We start from the raw sequence: 15,395 nt of genomic DNA, 5'->3' as shown, positions 1-15,395 counted from the left end.
GCTCCCCGGCACGGTGGTGCCAGTCGTCGTGGTGATGTCCTTCATGCCCACTCCAGGCCGAGGTCGGCGAGCTGTTGGCGCTGGTCGGGGGTGAGTTTGTCCCGCCTCGCGCGGGTGTTCGATACCCATACGCCTAGCTTGACGATCACCGGCTCCGTCTCGCCCTCGACTGCGATCTCCTCGCCATGGCCGCGGGGCACCGGCCGGTGGGCGCCTTCCCGCTCTACCCACTGTGCGAGGGCCGCCAGGCCGCGTTGGAAGGCCTGCTGTGTCTTGCCCTGACCCGTGGCCGCACCCTTCGTTGCCGGAGTGGGAGAGGGCACCTCAGTGGGCTGTACGCCCAGCTGGGTCAGCCGCCCCCGCTGCTCTTCGGACAGCTGCGCCCAGGTGCCCGCTTGCTGTTGCCGTTGGAGCCATCGTCCGAGGTCGTCGCCGTCGAAGAGCACGCCGGGTGCGATGTCCGGCAGGCGACCGTGCGGTTCGTCGGTGGCGAGGTCGGCGAGGACGCGGTAGTGGCGCTGCCAGTCCAGTGGCCAGGGGCAGTTCCAGTCGGGGTCGATCGCGGCCAGATGCTTCGCGCGCTCCGCAGCCCGTTCCGCGTTCTTGCCGAGGCCGCCCTTGCGGCGGAGGTTGGCCATGTGCTGCCCGACGGGCACCATCGCCTCGCCCTCGCCCCAGACCGCGTCCTGCCGCGGCGCGAGGTGCCCAGTAGCCCGCCGGTAGGACCGGAGCGCGGCGAGTTTGCTTTCCCACGCTTCCTCGCCCGGCTCCCACACCATCCCGGCCTCGTCGAGCAACTCCTTTCGGTGGGAGTCGAGTTCACCACCCCGCAATGCCCGCCGCTGCTGGTGCACCCACCGCCCCAGCGGAAAAGCGTCGGTGGTTCCCGCCGTGGTCTCGACGTCGTAGGCCACGGCGTGCAGGCCGGTGACTTCGTGCTCGGCGCGCCAGCGGCGCAGCGCCTGGTAGCCCTCCAGCCAGACCAGCGACTCGGGCCGGATGACGCGGCACCGGGTCAGCGCGGCAACATCGGCGGCGTCGCGAGGCCCGGCGAAGTTCACCACCACCGCATCGACACGATCCACCTCCCGCTGCCCCTCGCTCTCGGCTTCCCCCGCCTCTTCGCCCCCTGTCCCCACGCCGCCGGGGGCCGGCCGGACATGGAGACGCCGGCGCTCGGTGCCGCGGGTGAGGGCGCGGGAGGCGAGCTGGTCGACCATGCGCTCCGAGTGCGAGCGCAGGCCCTGGAGAATGTCGACCAACGGCTGATAGCTGGCGGAGGCCACCATGTCCTTGGGGTCCTCGCCGGGCTGAAGGAAGATCGGGATGATGATCCGCGCCGTCTTCACGCTCCCGTCCGGGTTCGGCCGCAGTGCCCGGCCGATGTTCTGCACGATGTCGACCTGGGAGGTGCGGGAGCCGACGATGCACACGGCCTCGACGCCGCGCAGTCCGGTGATGTCGACTCCGACGCCTAGGGCCCGCACCGAGGCGAGGAACGCGCGGTGGACCCGCGTGCCGGTGGCGTTGATGCCGTTGGCGAACCGGCCGATGACCGCACGCCGGTGGACGACAGAGTGGTCCCCGCACAGCCAGTCGGCCCAGACCCGGTCCGGGGGTACGTGCCGGCCGTCTTCCAGCTCGTAGAGCTCTGCGCCGAGGGAGGAGTCGGGCAGCTCGTCCGCGTGGGCGAGGGCGGCTTCGGAAGCTTCGGCGGCGTGCAGCTCGGTGGCGGTGGCCGGCATCTGCTCGGCGAACGCCCGCGCCTCCTCCACGCGCTGGTGGAAGGTTGTGAAGTGCCGTTGCGATGCCAGTGCGATGGTGCCATTACTGAGCCAGTGTCAGGTTGATGGCATTAGCCCTTTGAGCTGTGTCTTTGTAGTTGCACTCGATGGCATGGCCGTGACGGCGATAGTGGCAGGACGTGACATCTCTGCTGAACAGTGTGGTGACACTTCCCATGTGGGGCCTACCGGAACGGTGGTTGGTTTCGTCGTTCGACAGCGTGCGTGTGTGCAGGTGAGCGTCCCCTGGTGTCGAGGGAAGGGAGGATCACGGCCCCAGTCCTGCGCTGCGCGGCCGCTGAAGAAAACCAGTACATGGCAGGCGGGAGGCTGCCGATACTGGTCTTCTAGGAGGTCCAGATGGAAATCGACCCGACCGTGCTTGCCTGCATCGACGAGACAGCTGCTGAGTTCGCTTCTCTGCAGGAGCTGTTGCAGCGCTGGATCGAGCGTGTCAATGCAGAGGTGTGGCATGGTCAGGCGGCAGCTGAAGCTGACGCGCTATGGGCTGCCCTGTGTTTCCACTACACGGAACGGGGCGGGCTCGCGGGGGACTTCATAGGCCGCGGGGCCGAGCGGTGGCCGGCGAACCCCCAGGCTGTCTCGGACAGCGCCGTGGAGATCTGGTCCGGCTACGCGGAGGCTATCGACCACCCGATGCTGCGTGCCCGCCTGCATCACCTGGTGTGGGAGGCGCGCAAGCGTTTCCCGCATGCCCGGAATGCGATCGAGGACTACACGGAGGCTGTACCCAGATTCTTGGGCATGGCCGACCGCCCTGCAGGACGATGCCGGGCCAGTGACTGCCTGCGCTTCGCGTACGACCTTGCTGTACGGCTGAGCGTGCACGACCTGGAACTCACTACCAAGCAAGCCATGATCAGCTTTGTCCGTGGCCTTCTTGACGACCCCCAGGAAGCGACGCCGGGCTTGGTCCTGGAGGTCCTGCGGAAGCTGATTGGCCGCCACGCCTCAGACGCCGCTGTGCAAGCACTCCTCAGCCGCGCCACCAACATCCACAGCGGGAACGTCCCGGTCGTGGTCGAACTGCTGCAACTACGCATCGCGGGGACGCAGGACCAGCAGGAACGGGCGGCACTGCAGCGGCAGGTCGTGGAAGCGCTGCTCACCGATGCAGAGCGGTTCACGGGCTTTGTCCGGGTGGACCGGCTCAACGCGGCAGCCATCGCAGCACGTGACTACGGCCTGGAGGACCTTTTCGACGACGCTCGGGTACGGATGCAGGCGATCGCGCCGGACCAACTCGGCATGGAGAGATTCCAGTTCGAGCTGCCTCTGCGGCGAGACGAGATCGAGGACTACTCCCAGAAGGTCCTTGGCCAGGCGCAGACCCTCGGGCAGGCATTCAGCGCACTGGTCAGCCTGCAGGCCCCCTCTGGAACGCGGAAGGCTGCCCAGGAACATGCAAACAGGCTGGCGGCCGAGGGGCTGCTGTCCTCCTTCATCCCCAGCATCCGGATCAACGCCGCCGGCCCCGTCCCCGTGGCAGAGGCCAGAGTGCGCACAGCAGCGGACGACGAGAGCGAGTGGCACGTCACCGCAATGATGATCACCTCTGTCTACGTGCACCACCTCCTGGAGACGGTGGGAGACCGATTCGACCCGACCACCGCGCAACTCGCCCAGCTGTTCACGGCCGACCCCACCATCACGGGGATCCGCGCTGCCAAGCTCGCGCACGCGTTCCGCCACTACTGGAGCGGGGAGTACGACGCAGCCCTCACGATCGCCCTGCCCCGGATCGAAGGAATCCTCCGGGAGACCCTGCGCTATCACCGCATTCCGATCGTCCAGCCGCCCCAGGGCGACGGCCGCGGCAGAGTGACTCTCCTGACCACCCTCATTGACCGGGCGACAGACGCCGGCATGCACGCCGACTGGCAGACCTTTCTACGTCTCCTGCTCGTCGACAGCGACGGAGGACTCAACCTCCGCAACAGCGAACTCCACGATCTGTCTGACACGGAGACGGCCCCTGAGACGGTGGCACTGGTGCTCCTGGCCGCGCTGCATGTGACAGCACACGCTCACCGGGCAACTGCACCTGCCTCTGGGATCTGAAGGAGCAGCAGCGACGCCGGTGCTGTTGTGGGTGGCGGTGCGACAGGCCACTGTGAGGCAAGCGGGCATCAGTAAGGGCGCCATGTCCCGGTTCGCTGACCCTGTGGCCAGCATCCGAGCGTGGCTGGATGAGCCGGTTGGACCGCATGGGGCGGATAACGGGATACCCCGTGGGCAGTTCGGCGTTATGCGGTTTCGGGCTCCGCCGTGAGGCGGGCGGGCCGGCGACGGCTGGTTACATGGCCTGTTGACGCCCGCCCGTGGGAATGACGGTCGGCCCACACGCCGTGAAGCCGGTCTCCCTACATCAATGCTTGTCCTGTATCTGGGCGGCACGGTGCTTCTTCTGGCTGTACCGGGCTTACGCCGCGCGCGTCGTCGAATGCCGTGCGGGTGCGCTGCACAGCAGCGGTCAGCTCCTCCAGGAGTGCAGCCACCGCTGCCTGGGCATCGGCTGCATCGATCTCCTGCTCGCTACGCCAGTGTTCCTCGCGCCTGTTTCCCTCAGGCAGCCAGTGTTCGGTGTTCACCAGGGCATGAAGGCGGAGCTGCTCGTCGTCCAGGACCTGGATGGCCGCCGAGGCTGTCAGGGTGTGGGACTGGCGGGGAAGGTTTTCCACCACGCACAGGAAGCCGCGTTCGTAGTGGATGACCTCTCCGGGGACTCCAGGACTTCGTGTGCGCAGGTGTTCGGGCACGGCCGTGGTCTGGGGGTAGCTGTCTACCTCGGTACCGGGCCACAGACCCAACTGCGAAACGAGTTTTGCGGCGCCCTCCCCGAGCTGCGCCATTGGCTCCTGGATGAGAGCCTCGGCTGCCTGGCGGCGAGCGTCGGCTTCGGTCGAGGCTTTGCGCATCGCCAGCAGTCGCTCGGCCAGGGAGCCTTCCCGCCGCGGAGCGGGCCAGGCATGAGTGGAGAGGGAACGAGATTGTGGGACGAAGCCTTCGAACGGGAAGCGGAGCAGCCTTCGGTTGAGGAACTGCAGATACTCCACGGTGACGCTCGGGTAGGGCTTGAGGGCTTCCAGCAGGTCTTGCACCTGCTCCTGCGGGAACGCGCTGCCCAAGACGACGCCGGTGAGCGCGGACCTGATGTCGACGTAGTCGAACTCGGTGGACTGATTCAACAGGACGAGCCGGTACTCGGCCTCGCTGTCCCAGTCGATGTGCTTACGGAAGAACAACAAGTCCTTGTTGGCTTCCGCGTAGGCCAGTGCCACGGCATCCGCCCCGAACTCGGCGACCTGCCCGACATCGATTCCCCGGGTGGGAGGACCGTCCTGGCTGCTGAGGTAGCGGACCGGCCCGTGGAAGGCGAAGGCTGCCGGACCGGCGTGTTCGAGGAAGGACTTGACGAGCTTGTCCCGGTCGAACCTGAGGCACACGCCGGTGTGCCCGGCACCGTAGTGAGCCCACAGCGAAAGGTGGGCCCATCCCCGCAGCGCGTCGGGATTGAACACGCTGGACGGCAGAGTTACGTCTTGGGTTAGGCATCCGACTTTGGTGTGCAGGCGCAGCTGCCGGTCGATCTCGTCCCAGAGGGGGAAGCCGGCGTCGAGGTCCCGCTGGTCGTGGTGGGCGCTGAGCGTCGGGTAGTGCGGCTGTGATTCCCACAGGTCATTGGTCGACTTGTAGGGCGACAGGCGCAGTGTTCCCGTGGGCAGGATGCCGGTGACGGCCGCAGCGGTGTTGGTGTAGTGGAAGAGATGGCTGGTTATGGTCCGCGGGGCTGTGACCACTTCGTATTCGCTGTAGGTCTCGAACGCAGAGGCCGGGTGTACGGGTGCCCCCCAACCGCTAGAGAGCCCATCCTCGGTGGTCATCCAGAAGCCCCTTTGCCGTCCTGTCTGGCGCTGGCCCGCGCAGCCGGTGCTCGATACCCTACCCCACTTGTAGTCAACCTGACGAAAATGGGGTAGGTGTGCTGACGCTGCTGACCGTGGCTCGAACAGTTCGTGCAGCTCACCGCATCCGCAGCGTGCCGGTGGTAATCGCGGTGCTGGCAGTGATCGGTCTGGCCGCGTACTCGCCGACACGATGGTCGCCGCTACCGCCGCCGGTGGACTGCGGCGGACTGCGAGAACGCGGCCGGTCCGTCCGCGTTCTCGCCGTGCTGTGCGAGGAGCCCTTCGGTTCCGGTGGAACGTGGGCAGCGGGAGGCCCCGCCGACCCCTGATCATGCCGTCGCTCAGCGGCGACTTCCGGGAGGGCGCCTCCGGCCGAACGGTGCCGGGACTAGGCCTGGGGGCAGGGCGGTGCGATCTGCCCTGCCGGCGTCCGCCGGCAGGGGGTAAGGACCGCACACGCCCGACACCCCGAAGCGGGTACGTCAGGCACGTCAGGACCTCCTGCCCGAAAGCGTCCTCGTGCTCGGGCCTGGCCAGAGCCACGTTGCCGCAACGCTGGGGCTTCCTCGGCCCGGCAAAAGACAGTGGCCAAGCATCAGGGTGACCCGCCGCCCCCCGGCGATGACAACGCCCCGTTCGCCGAGATCAACGGCGAGGAATGGCGAGTCGCCACGCCCGACGATCCCGTCGAAACCGCGCCCGTAGTCCGCTGACGGGAACACCGCACCAAACCCATCGAGCCGTGCTCCGACACCGGCAAGAGGGCGCCGCAGCATGTCTCCGGGACGGCGTGGGTCGGCGGTACCGCAAGGGCGTCCCCACCTCCGCGTTCGTTCGCCTCCCGGCTGCACCTGCCTTCTGGCTCCGCATGGTCTGCAGAGCCAAAACCTGATGTGTCCCGGCACCGACTGCTGACACGATGCCGTCAGCACTTGCCCGGCCCGTAGCCGACACCAGGTCGGGACCGGTGCCGTACGACAGGAGGCGACACCCGCCCCGCAGCACCCGGAGAAGAGCACAGCCGTGATGACAACAGCCCCCGGCAACGACATTGCACTGGCACTGATCGCGCAGGACATCATGTTCCTACGACGCTTCGCCCACAGCGTCACGGCCGCCCCGGACCAAGCTGTCATCCCGATCTTCTGCATGCACAACTACATGTGTCTGATCATCCACGAGTCCCACCGGGCACTTCGCCACGTCGCTCCCGACGTTGCGGACGCCCTCGCCTACGACTGCGCGCCTGCCATCGAGCGCGCCCGGCACTCGGTCAAGCTCTACGACGACAATCAAAAGGAACTGGACGACGTCGGCGCCGACTTCCGGCGCATCATCGACGAACACCGTCAGGAATTCCTCGGCAACACCCGGCTGCCGCTGGCCCGGCCGCTGGAAAAGGATCTCGTCCTGTGGCGCTTCCGCGGCAGACTCGTCTCCACCTCACACACAGCCAGCTTCTTCCTCGCCTTCCCCCCACAGGCCTTCAAGAACCAGGACGAGCTCGGTCCCAGACTGCATGCCGTCGCCGTGGAACAGGGCAGTTACATCGCCGCGGCGGCAGAGGGTCTGCCCTGGCAGGGACAGAGCGCGCTCGACGCTCTGCAGAAAACGGACCTGACCGAGAACGAGGTACGGGCCGAGAAGCACTACCGACGAAGCTTCGACGCCGCCCTCCGAGAGGAAATCAAGGCATCCCTGACGGCCATGACCTGCGCGCTGAACACCGTTGACGTCCTCCTCGCCGACGACACCGCCCCCTCCTCGGCGACAACGCTGTTCAAGCTGCGCTACATCACCCTTCATCACGTCCTGTCCAGCCTGCGCAAGCTCGACGACCAGTACGGAGCCGGGCTCCGCCCGCCGGACCGAGCGCTGCTCAAGGACACCCTCGACGCCCCGATGAGCAACCTGATCCTTCAGGCTCACGGAGATTTCAGGAACACCCTGGTCCACTACCGGCCCACGCGAAACGTGCAGGAACGGCTGTCCCTTGACGCGCCGCTCTACGGCCTCCTGGACGCCTACTTCCCAGCAGATGAGGCACGTTCGCTCGGTGATGCCCTCGCGCTCCACACCGCTCACGTCGCCGATCGCATGAGCGCCTGGTGCGACGACTGACTCCTCCAGGACTTGCGGTGCGCCGCCCTCGCCGCACACCACTTGGAACGCCCCTGCCAGACATCAGCGATGCCGCCGTACGGCGGCATCGGCCGGAACGGTCTCACGGGCGGTGGCGCGGTCCTGCGTGCTTGCGCGGTGGGTGGGCGGCTTCGGGTGAGGGAAGACGCGAAGGCCGCGCCATGCCTGGTGGATGTGGGCGCGATCGCTTGGCTTGACGCGACAGACGGCGAGAAATGTTTCGAGTTGTTCCTCCGTCGCAGGCAGCCGACGACGGTTGACGATGTTGTAGAGAGTGGTGCGGGGGATGGGCGTCAGTCCTGCCGCGGGACGGGTGAAAGTGGTGGGGGAGGGGGCGCCGGCCTTCTCGTAGACGCTGGCGAGCACGGCGGCGAGTGCACCGCGGCCATAAATGAACTGGGTGGCCGGCGCGATGACAGGACGGCCGCGGGCGGCGGTACGGCCACGGTCCCGTAGGGTGTGCGCGTCGTGACGAGCGTGATCGGATGCCCGGCACGCATCGAGGATCGCGTCTAGGACGGCGAGAGACGGAGCCGAAGTACCAGACTCCGCGTTCTGGATGGTGCCGCGGGAGACGGCCGCGGCCAAGGCGAGAGAGCGCTGACTGAGCCGCACGCTTTTGCGCAGCGTGGCCAGGTGCGCAGCGAGCGGGGCATAGGGCGCGTGCGCGGCGCGGCTGAGGGAGGGCATGCCGGGCGCCTACCTGCCCACGCCGGAGCGGATCGCGGCCTCGGCCAGGACGGCCATCAGCCGGCGCCCGCCGTTGACGAGCGCAAGAGTGCCTGCGCCGGTGGCACCGCAGCCGCCGAGCAGGGCAAGGATGTCACCGACCGGTGTCCCCTCATGAAACAGCAGGGTGCCGAGCGTGAGGAACGCGATCAGCAGGATCAACGCCTGAGTAGGGCCCCAGCGCCCCGGGGAGATTGGGGCAGCGTGCGGGCGGGGGTAGGACGGGTGATTCACGCAATGACTCCATCGGGCGGTGGGATCCCGGCATGAACAGCCGGTAGCCCCAGAGGCTGAGTGGTCGCAAAGCGCGCAGTAGATGCGGCAGTTGGCCCTGCCGGAACGCCAGCTGCGCGACACGTACAGCCTTCCACGCCGCTGCCCCCGCCCGCCTGCCACTCCAGGCATCTATGCCCGGTTTGCCGGTTGATGGCCCAACAGATGTTCCCCTGCCGGCTAGCCAGTTCCTGCCGGCACCCACATCTCCAGGGCAGCGCCGCCGCCCGACGCCGCTGCGGTGCACGGTACGGATCTGAGCACGCGGGGGCAGCCCGCTCACCGATGGTGGCCGGCAGAGACCCGCACGGCCCACTATTCGTTCCCGCTCGCTTGCCATCGAGGCCCGGGTAGTGGACGCTGCGCAGCGACGACACCCGCGCCTCGGCGGCGGTGCTGTCCTCCTGAAGGCGACTGGTCGCATGCCCGAACCTCAGGATCCGGCAGATGCGTTGGCCCGCACCTGCCGAGCGCCCGGCCGGCACCTTCGGTGCCGGCCCTCGGTGCATCCGGCCGCGTACGAGCCGCCAGGCAGCGCAAGGGCGGCCCGCCTCGCCGGTTATGGCCCTGATGGAGGAAGCCCAGTTCAAGTCGGGCCCCGTGCCAGGGGCGCAGCCCCTGCACGCCCTCTACAGCACGCCCGGCGTCCGAAGGCAGCCGGGAGCACACTCAGTTCGCTCCCGCGCGCCGGCTCCAAGGCTCCCCACGAGGGGACCGTGCCTACGCTTCGAAGCTGTCCGGCTGGTCCGCAGCCAGGACGTCCATAAGGATTTCCGTGAAGTCCGTGGCCGAGATGCGGCCGTCAGCGTCCTCCCGCAACAGGACGGGAAGGACGGGGCTCACCCCGGGGCTGAGGCCCGGCACAGGAGCGCTGATCTTGATGCCGTACGGCGGCATCAAGGTGGAGAGGATATGCACGAAGACCACGGTCTCCTGGCCAGCTGGCAGCAGGATGACATCATACTCCTTCGAACCCTCGCGCGGCACCAACATCGGGCCCGGGTGGGCTTCGGCGAGCATCTCAGCGATCAGGGCATCTGTGCTGTCCAAAACCGTGGCAGCCACCCTGCAGTACTGTGCGGGAGGCGCCTGGCCTGCCGCGCGCAGCGCGGCCGCCAGGGGAGTGGCGGTGAACGAGGGCCCATATGCCAGGGTGCAGGCTCCAAGCGCCGCCTTGACTGCGGTGCCCTGGGCCGCCTGGAGGTCGAGTTTCATGCTGACTTCGGCGGACTCATAGACGACGGATTCGAAGGCATCGGTCGGCAGGTCAGACAGTGCAGGAAGCGGCAGATCAGGGTGCCGACTGCGCCACTTCTCGTAGGCGGCCTCGACCTGCGCCTGAGTTCCTTCGGCCTGAAAGGAAATGGACCCCTCCGACTCGACCTTGTTCACCATGACGTGTGGGGAGGAGACGACGCCTGTCGACGGATTGATCCGCGCCGTGCGCCCCGAAGAGAACGTCGCCGGAATGTCTTTGACCGCCTTGCCATGGCGCCAACGCACCAGATTCATAAGGCTGTTGGGATGGTGTAGACGCCCTTCCGCGTCGCCGCCGCTCTGGTTGTTGCATGACCTGTGGGCCGGGACTTTGGCCCGTGCACCGAATGCGTCACCGAAGACGTGGTCCATGCTCAGGTCGTCGTCGGCGACTGGCAGCCCGCAAAAGGGACAAGGTGGCGCGGCGATGGTCATGCGGTGATTATCCAGCCCCGTCGGCCGCATAGAGCCCAGTGCCCGGCGGCATGAGGTGTTCCCGCCGCGGGCCGCCTGGTGTCCCCGAGGGGACGGCGTCTGGTCCTGCAGTCGGTCGGACCTCACACCTACCGCCAATGGAAGGCGCTCCAGCCGAGACACGGCGCTACTGAACTGCGTCAGCTCCTGACCGCCATCGACGTCACCACTCCCGTGCCTGTGCGCTTCGCTGGCCTCCAGGCCGTCCAGGGTCGGCTTGCCGCTAACGGGGCGCAGTTCGACGGATTGGGAACAATGGTCAAGATGCGCAATGTGGCCACCCATCCCACCAACAGTTTCTGGCCGCCGTGCCTGGTTGCTTCAGCGGGAGGAGGTTTTGCACCAGAGACCCTGCAACCGATACGCGCAGGTAACCGCACACGTAGAGGCGAGAATCAGACAACTGCTGCAATCGGCACGCGAGTTCGCATCCGCGTTCAGGCAGTCATTGTCAGACCTCGCCGCTACAGTGCCCCGCCACCTTGCGGCGACGCCTGCCACGCTCCCGATTCGCATACGAAGCGCAGGGCGAGAACCTCGCGCCGTCAAGGGCGACCCATGCAAATCCTTACAGAAAAACGTAAGGAACCCGGACGTGGCGCCGACACCCGCACAGCTTCTCGGCTCTGCTGTCTCGACCTGCACCTTTCCTGTCCTGCGGGCCGCATGCTGCGCCACAGACCGACCGACGCCACAGTCCGCCGGACGCCGGCTTGTCCGGCCGAAAGTAAGGCTCGGCACTGGTGCATCGACTCTCCTGGCGACCACACGGCGACGCGGCCTCATCTGTCGTATTCACGACAAACCGAACGCCCGAAATGCAACAACAGGTCGGCTGTGCCGACCCTGCCTTCCGTAACCACCTGAAGTGATCCACCAGGCCAGCCAGCGACTTAAGTTGCGGGTCATCGGCGTTTGCACAGCAGCGCCCGACATCCGCCCCTGCGCACATCGCCCCACAAGGGCCAGCGCGCACGGGCCGCTTTGGTACCCGGCACAGCTGACCGCCACGGCGAGATCTGCGGCCCTTCCAACCTGGCGCCATCCACCTGCTCACCACTGCTGCTAGCCAGCCTGGGGCCGTCACCGCGCTCACCGACGAGATGAGGGAAAAGATAATGGGGCATGGGGAGTTGGGCGCTCAGGGCGTTGAAGGAGGGCGCGCCCTGGCCGAGAGCCTGGACCGGCGCGTCTTCGACGACGTTGAGTGGAGGCGCAGCGACGAGGAGTTGCTCCACCAGGCGCTGGACTATCTGGTGAAGAAGAAGTCCGCGGCCGACGCCCTCCACGCCCATGGCATCACCGCCGATGCCGGCACCCTCGACGCCTGGCGGTCGAAGATCCCCACCCCCGACCCCGAGGAGCAACAACGCCTGGGGCAGGCCTTCCGCGACCTGCGTCGCCGTAACATCGCCCCTCACCTGACCCGTGTGCTCAACGCGAACGGCGGCACCCGGATCGAGATCCACCCCGTCAACCAGGAGGCCGTCGAGGCCCGCCACCGGCGCGACCTGCGGGTCCGGTGGAAAAACATCTGGCGCTGGAACACGATCATCGACACCTGGGCACGGCAGGACTCGCTGGAGATGGAGCACCTGTGGCAGGACCTGATGAGCGAGATGGAATCCGACCACCGCTCCTACTACTACGTGCAGCACATCGGCATCCTCGGCTGACCCCGCCCGCCGCCGATCTCACCTGACACGCCCCACCACATTCTGAAGGGGGTTACCCCGGTGCCCCGAGACCTGACCCATACCTCGCCCGACGAGCAGGCCCACGCGCCACGGCGCCGGCGGGAGAAGAAGAAGTTGCTGGCGGCCGCAGTCCGCTCGCTGATGGAGCTGCGCCAACACGGCGACATGACCAGGGTCGATGTGCAGACCGTCGCCCGCAGCGTAGGAGTCCACGAACGCACGGTGTGGCGGCGCCTGGAAAAGGCCCAGGCGTCCGGCTGTGCCGACCTCCCCGAACGTCTCCGGTTCACGATCACCGAGGACATCCGCATCAAACTCGCCTACCACCACGGGAACATCAAAGCCGTCCACCTCGAGATGCTAGACGAAGCCGACGACGAGCGGGACGTGCCGAGCCTGTCCACCCTGCACCGCGCCGTGAAGCGGGACCTGCCTAAAGGTGACCTGGCGGGACTGCGTGCGGGCATCCCCGCCTCCCGCGCGCACGACCCCCACCTGCGGCGCCCGCCCACCTGCCGCAACGAGGAATGGGAAGGCGACCACAAACAGGTTCCCGTCCTGGTCTGGGCGGAAGGACGCCTCGTCAAACCGTGGGTTACCTGGTTCTGCGACTGCCACACCGGCATGGCCATGGGCTGGGCCGTCACCCCCCACTACCCGCACCGCGCCTCGATCCTGGCCGCCCTACGCTCCTGCATCCTCACCGACGAGGTGCACGGCCCGGCCGGCGGGCTTCCCCGCCGCATCCGCATCGACCGCGGCAGAGACTTCCTCTCCCGGGCCGTGAGCGAGGCCATGGGCACTTTCAGCGTCCAGGTCGATGTCCTGCCGCCCTACACCCCCCACCTCAAAGGCAGCATCGAAAACCTCAACCGGGCAGCGACCAGCATGTTCTTCTCCACTCTGCCCCGCTACACCAAATCCCAGAAACTGGATGCCAAACGGCGGGTGGGGGAGAAGGCCCCCGCGCTGACCTTCGAGGCATTCGTCGACCTATTCGCCACGTGGGTGCGTACCCGCAACGCCGAACACCGCATGCAGGGCTATGGCGACGTCACCGCCCTGGAGAGCTGGCTCAACGACGACACCGCGCTGCGCGAGCCGCCACTGAAGGACCTGCACTTCTTCCTGCTGGAGGAAGAGCGCTCCACCCGCATCATCCACGGCCACGGCATCCGATGGCAGAACCGCGACTACGTCGGCGCCTGGATGACCGGCCGCACCGGCAGCCAGGTCCGTATCCGCTACCAGCCCCACCACCCCCGCACCATCGAAGTCTTCGACGCCCACACCGACCAGCACCTGGGCAGCGCGCATCTGGCCGACGAGGCCAGTGAGGAAGATATCCGCGCCGTCTACGAGGCCCGCGACGAACGGGTACGCCGCCTGCGTCGCGACCTGGCCGAGGCGCAGCGCCGCCGCCGGCGCCGCTTCCAGGCTGTCACCCAGGCCGAGCCCGCACGCACCACCGGGACCATGACCCGTGCCCAGGCCGCCGCCGAACTCGCCCTCACCCGCCGCTCGCGGGCCAAGGACGCCGGCGTGCCCGCCGGATACATGCCTCGCCGCGTCACCCCCGGCGCCCGTTGGGCCATCCCCCAACCCGCCAGCACCGAGGAGAAGAGCACCGCCACATGACCCCCACCCCCTCGCGGGCGCTGCGCACCATCAGCCCGCACGGGCACATCCACTGGCAGAGCCGCACTTATAGTGCCGCCTTCGCTCTCTCCCACATCGGTGAGCGCATCACCGTCGAACAAGGCCCCCACACCGAGCAGATCGAGGCCCACGACCCAGCCACCGGCCGTCACCTCGGCAGCGCCCACGCACTGACCAGCCCCATCATCCCTGCCCCCACCCGCCCATCGCCCGTATCAGGAGCAGCAACCATGACCACCACCGTCACCCCCGCCGCCGACGACAGTGGTGCAGGCCCCGACTTCTACCTCGCCCTGCCCGATGCCCGCATCGTCGCCACCGAAGCCCTCCTCGAAGCCGGCGAGAACATCGCTGACACCATCGACGCCCGCGCCATGTCCTGCATCTACGGCGACGCTGGACTCGGCAAGACCTTCTCCGTTCGGGCCGCACTCAAGGAAGTCGCCGCCGACCTCGTCCTGCTCCTGCAGTTCCGCTCCCGTCCCACCCCGCGCGACATCCGCATGGAACTCTTCGACATCCTGAACCTGGAGGGCAAACCCCCCGCCCACCCCAGCGAGTTCGACCGGCTCCTCAAGCGCGCCCTGGCCCGCCGCCCCTACATCGTGGTCTGCGACGAGGCCCAGCAGTTCAGCCGCGAATGCTTCGAGTTCGTCAGGCACCTGTACGACACGGGCAAGGGAAAGAGCCGGCCCGCCGTCCTCTTCGTCGGCGGCGAGGAGTGCTACAAGACCCTCTACAACGAGCCCGCCCTCGCCTCCCGGATCTACATCTGGCAGGAGTTCACCCCCATGGAACCCGCAGAGGTCGCCAAGAACATCCCCCTGTTCCACCCCATCTGGGCCAACGCCGCACCCGAACTCATCGACTTCATCGACCAGGAAGCCGGCGGCGGTACCTTTCGCATGTGGTCCAAGATCACCCATCATGTGCTCGAGGGCATGAAGCGCCGCGGCCTGAGCGACGTCGACGAGACCCTCGCCCGCTGGGCCATCCGCCGATCCCGCCCCGGCCGCCCCGTCCGCCGCGACGACGACCGGTGAACAGCGCCCGCTCCCGCCGGGTCGCCCGCACCACCCCGGTCGCCACCGCCCACGGAACCCTCCGATTCGCCCGCCACCACCTCCACCTCACCGGCGCCCGCACCGTCCACACGCCGCAAGTCACCGCCACGGCCACGGCCCTGCAGGCCACCGTCACCAAGCAGGGCATGATGTGCCTGGCCGCCCCCGCAGGCGCAGGCAAGACCTTCACCCTGCACGCCGTGCTCGACCAGCATCCCGCCTGGCACGCCATCCGAATACTGCCCCAGCCTCAGGCCCGCCCCAGCGACCTCAGGCACAGCCTCCACCACGCCCTAGGCGGTGTCTTCAAATGATCTTGAGTGGTGGATCATGGTCGGGTGATACGTCGCCATGAACTGTCGGATGCAGAGTGGGAGTTTGCCCGGC

General features: G+C 67.6%; 11 protein-coding genes and 1 pseudogene. 7 read left to right on the top strand and 5 right to left on the bottom strand.

Going from position 1 to position 15,395, the window contains the following annotated elements:
• Window positions 1–41: 41 nt before the first annotated feature.
• Window positions 42–1,775, bottom strand: a complete 1,734-nt coding sequence (locus AB0G84_RS33825; RefSeq protein WP_361329697.1) for a Helicase associated domain protein — start codon at window positions 1,773–1,775, stop codon at window positions 42–44.
• 369 nt (window positions 1,776–2,144) lie between these two features.
• On the opposite strand from AB0G84_RS33825, the gene AB0G84_RS33820 reads away from it, so the two are divergent.
• Window positions 2,145–3,866 carry a hypothetical protein gene (locus AB0G84_RS33820; RefSeq protein ID WP_361329694.1) on the top strand — a complete coding sequence of 574 codons (1,722 nt, stop codon included), beginning with the start codon at window positions 2,145–2,147 and terminating at the stop codon, window positions 3,864–3,866.
• Window positions 3,867–4,168: 302 nt separating this feature from the next.
• On the opposite strand, the gene AB0G84_RS33815 is transcribed toward AB0G84_RS33820, so the two are convergent.
• Complete coding sequence (locus AB0G84_RS33815) at window positions 4,169–5,689, bottom strand: DUF2971 domain-containing protein (protein ID WP_361329691.1); 1,521 nt, start codon at window positions 5,687–5,689, stop codon at window positions 4,169–4,171.
• A gap of 498 nt (window positions 5,690–6,187) precedes the next feature.
• Here AB0G84_RS33815 and AB0G84_RS33810 point away from each other — a divergent pair.
• Together AB0G84_RS33810 and AB0G84_RS33805 are read left to right on the top strand one after the other, a co-directional pair.
• Window positions 6,188–6,418: pseudogene (locus AB0G84_RS33810) on the top strand (hypothetical protein); the annotation flags it as partial.
• Between the two features lie 321 nt (window positions 6,419–6,739).
• Window positions 6,740–7,834 (top strand): hypothetical protein, encoded by a 1,095-nt coding sequence (locus AB0G84_RS33805; RefSeq protein ID WP_361329688.1) that lies wholly within the window; start codon window positions 6,740–6,742, stop codon window positions 7,832–7,834.
• Between the two features lie 63 nt (window positions 7,835–7,897).
• On the opposite strand, the gene AB0G84_RS33800 is transcribed toward AB0G84_RS33805, so the two are convergent.
• From AB0G84_RS33800 to AB0G84_RS33790, 3 genes are all read right to left on the bottom strand, one after another.
• Window positions 7,898–8,545: a helix-turn-helix transcriptional regulator gene (locus AB0G84_RS33800; RefSeq protein WP_361329685.1), complete on the bottom strand. Its 648-nt coding sequence runs from the start codon at window positions 8,543–8,545 to the stop codon at window positions 7,898–7,900.
• A gap of 9 nt (window positions 8,546–8,554) precedes the next feature.
• Complete coding sequence (locus AB0G84_RS33795) at window positions 8,555–8,746, bottom strand: hypothetical protein (protein WP_361329682.1); 192 nt, start codon at window positions 8,744–8,746, stop codon at window positions 8,555–8,557.
• Between the two features lie 831 nt (window positions 8,747–9,577).
• Window positions 9,578–10,549, bottom strand: coding sequence for a hypothetical protein (locus tag AB0G84_RS33790; RefSeq protein WP_361329679.1), 972 nt, complete (start codon window positions 10,547–10,549; stop codon window positions 9,578–9,580).
• Window positions 10,550–11,691: 1,142 nt separating this feature from the next.
• Here AB0G84_RS33790 and AB0G84_RS33785 point away from each other — a divergent pair.
• From AB0G84_RS33785 to AB0G84_RS33770, 4 genes are read left to right on the top strand one after another with little or no spacing between them, the layout of a single operon-like run.
• Window positions 11,692–12,264: a transcriptional regulator gene (locus AB0G84_RS33785; protein WP_361329676.1), complete on the top strand. Its 573-nt coding sequence runs from the start codon at window positions 11,692–11,694 to the stop codon at window positions 12,262–12,264.
• Between the two features lie 60 nt (window positions 12,265–12,324).
• On the top strand, window positions 12,325–13,923 hold the full coding sequence (locus AB0G84_RS33780) for a Mu transposase C-terminal domain-containing protein (RefSeq protein WP_361329673.1): 1,599 nt from the start codon (window positions 12,325–12,327) through the stop codon (window positions 13,921–13,923).
• Window positions 13,920–14,987 carry an ATP-binding protein gene (locus tag AB0G84_RS33775; RefSeq protein ID WP_361329670.1) on the top strand — a complete coding sequence of 356 codons (1,068 nt, stop codon included), beginning with the start codon at window positions 13,920–13,922 and terminating at the stop codon, window positions 14,985–14,987. The genes AB0G84_RS33780 and AB0G84_RS33775 overlap by 4 nt, the downstream gene beginning before the upstream one ends.
• Window positions 14,984–15,322 (top strand): hypothetical protein, encoded by a 339-nt coding sequence (locus tag AB0G84_RS33770; protein WP_361329667.1) that lies wholly within the window; start codon window positions 14,984–14,986, stop codon window positions 15,320–15,322. The genes AB0G84_RS33775 and AB0G84_RS33770 overlap by 4 nt, the downstream gene beginning before the upstream one ends.
• The last annotated feature ends 73 nt before the right edge of the window (window positions 15,323–15,395 follow it).

It is taken from the genome of Streptomyces sp. NPDC020742 (assembly GCF_040641675.1).
Taxonomy (GTDB): Bacteria; Actinomycetota; Actinomycetes; order Streptomycetales; family Streptomycetaceae; genus Streptomyces.
The sequence above is the reverse complement of the archived record's forward strand: the minus strand, read 5'-3'. Positions and strand labels throughout refer to the sequence as shown.

Bases quoted from the DNA above. Each gene is read 5' to 3' on its own strand.
- AB0G84_RS33820 (WP_361329694.1), top strand. From the start codon at position 2,145: ATGGAAATCGACCCGACCGTGCTTGCCTGCATCGACGAGACAGCTGCT.
- AB0G84_RS33815 (WP_361329691.1), bottom strand. From the start codon at position 5,689: ATGACCACCGAGGATGGGCTCTCTAGCGGTTGGGGGGCACCCGTACAC.
- AB0G84_RS33805 (WP_361329688.1), top strand. From the start codon at position 6,740: ATGACAACAGCCCCCGGCAACGACATTGCACTGGCACTGATCGCGCAG.
- AB0G84_RS33800 (WP_361329685.1), bottom strand. From the start codon at position 8,545: ATGCCCTCCCTCAGCCGCGCCGCGCACGCGCCCTATGCCCCGCTCGCT.
- AB0G84_RS33790 (WP_361329679.1), bottom strand. From the start codon at position 10,549: ATGACCATCGCCGCGCCACCTTGTCCCTTTTGCGGGCTGCCAGTCGCC.
- AB0G84_RS33785 (WP_361329676.1), top strand. From the start codon at position 11,692: ATGAGGGAAAAGATAATGGGGCATGGGGAGTTGGGCGCTCAGGGCGTT.
- AB0G84_RS33775 (WP_361329670.1), top strand. From the start codon at position 13,920: ATGACCCCCACCCCCTCGCGGGCGCTGCGCACCATCAGCCCGCACGGG.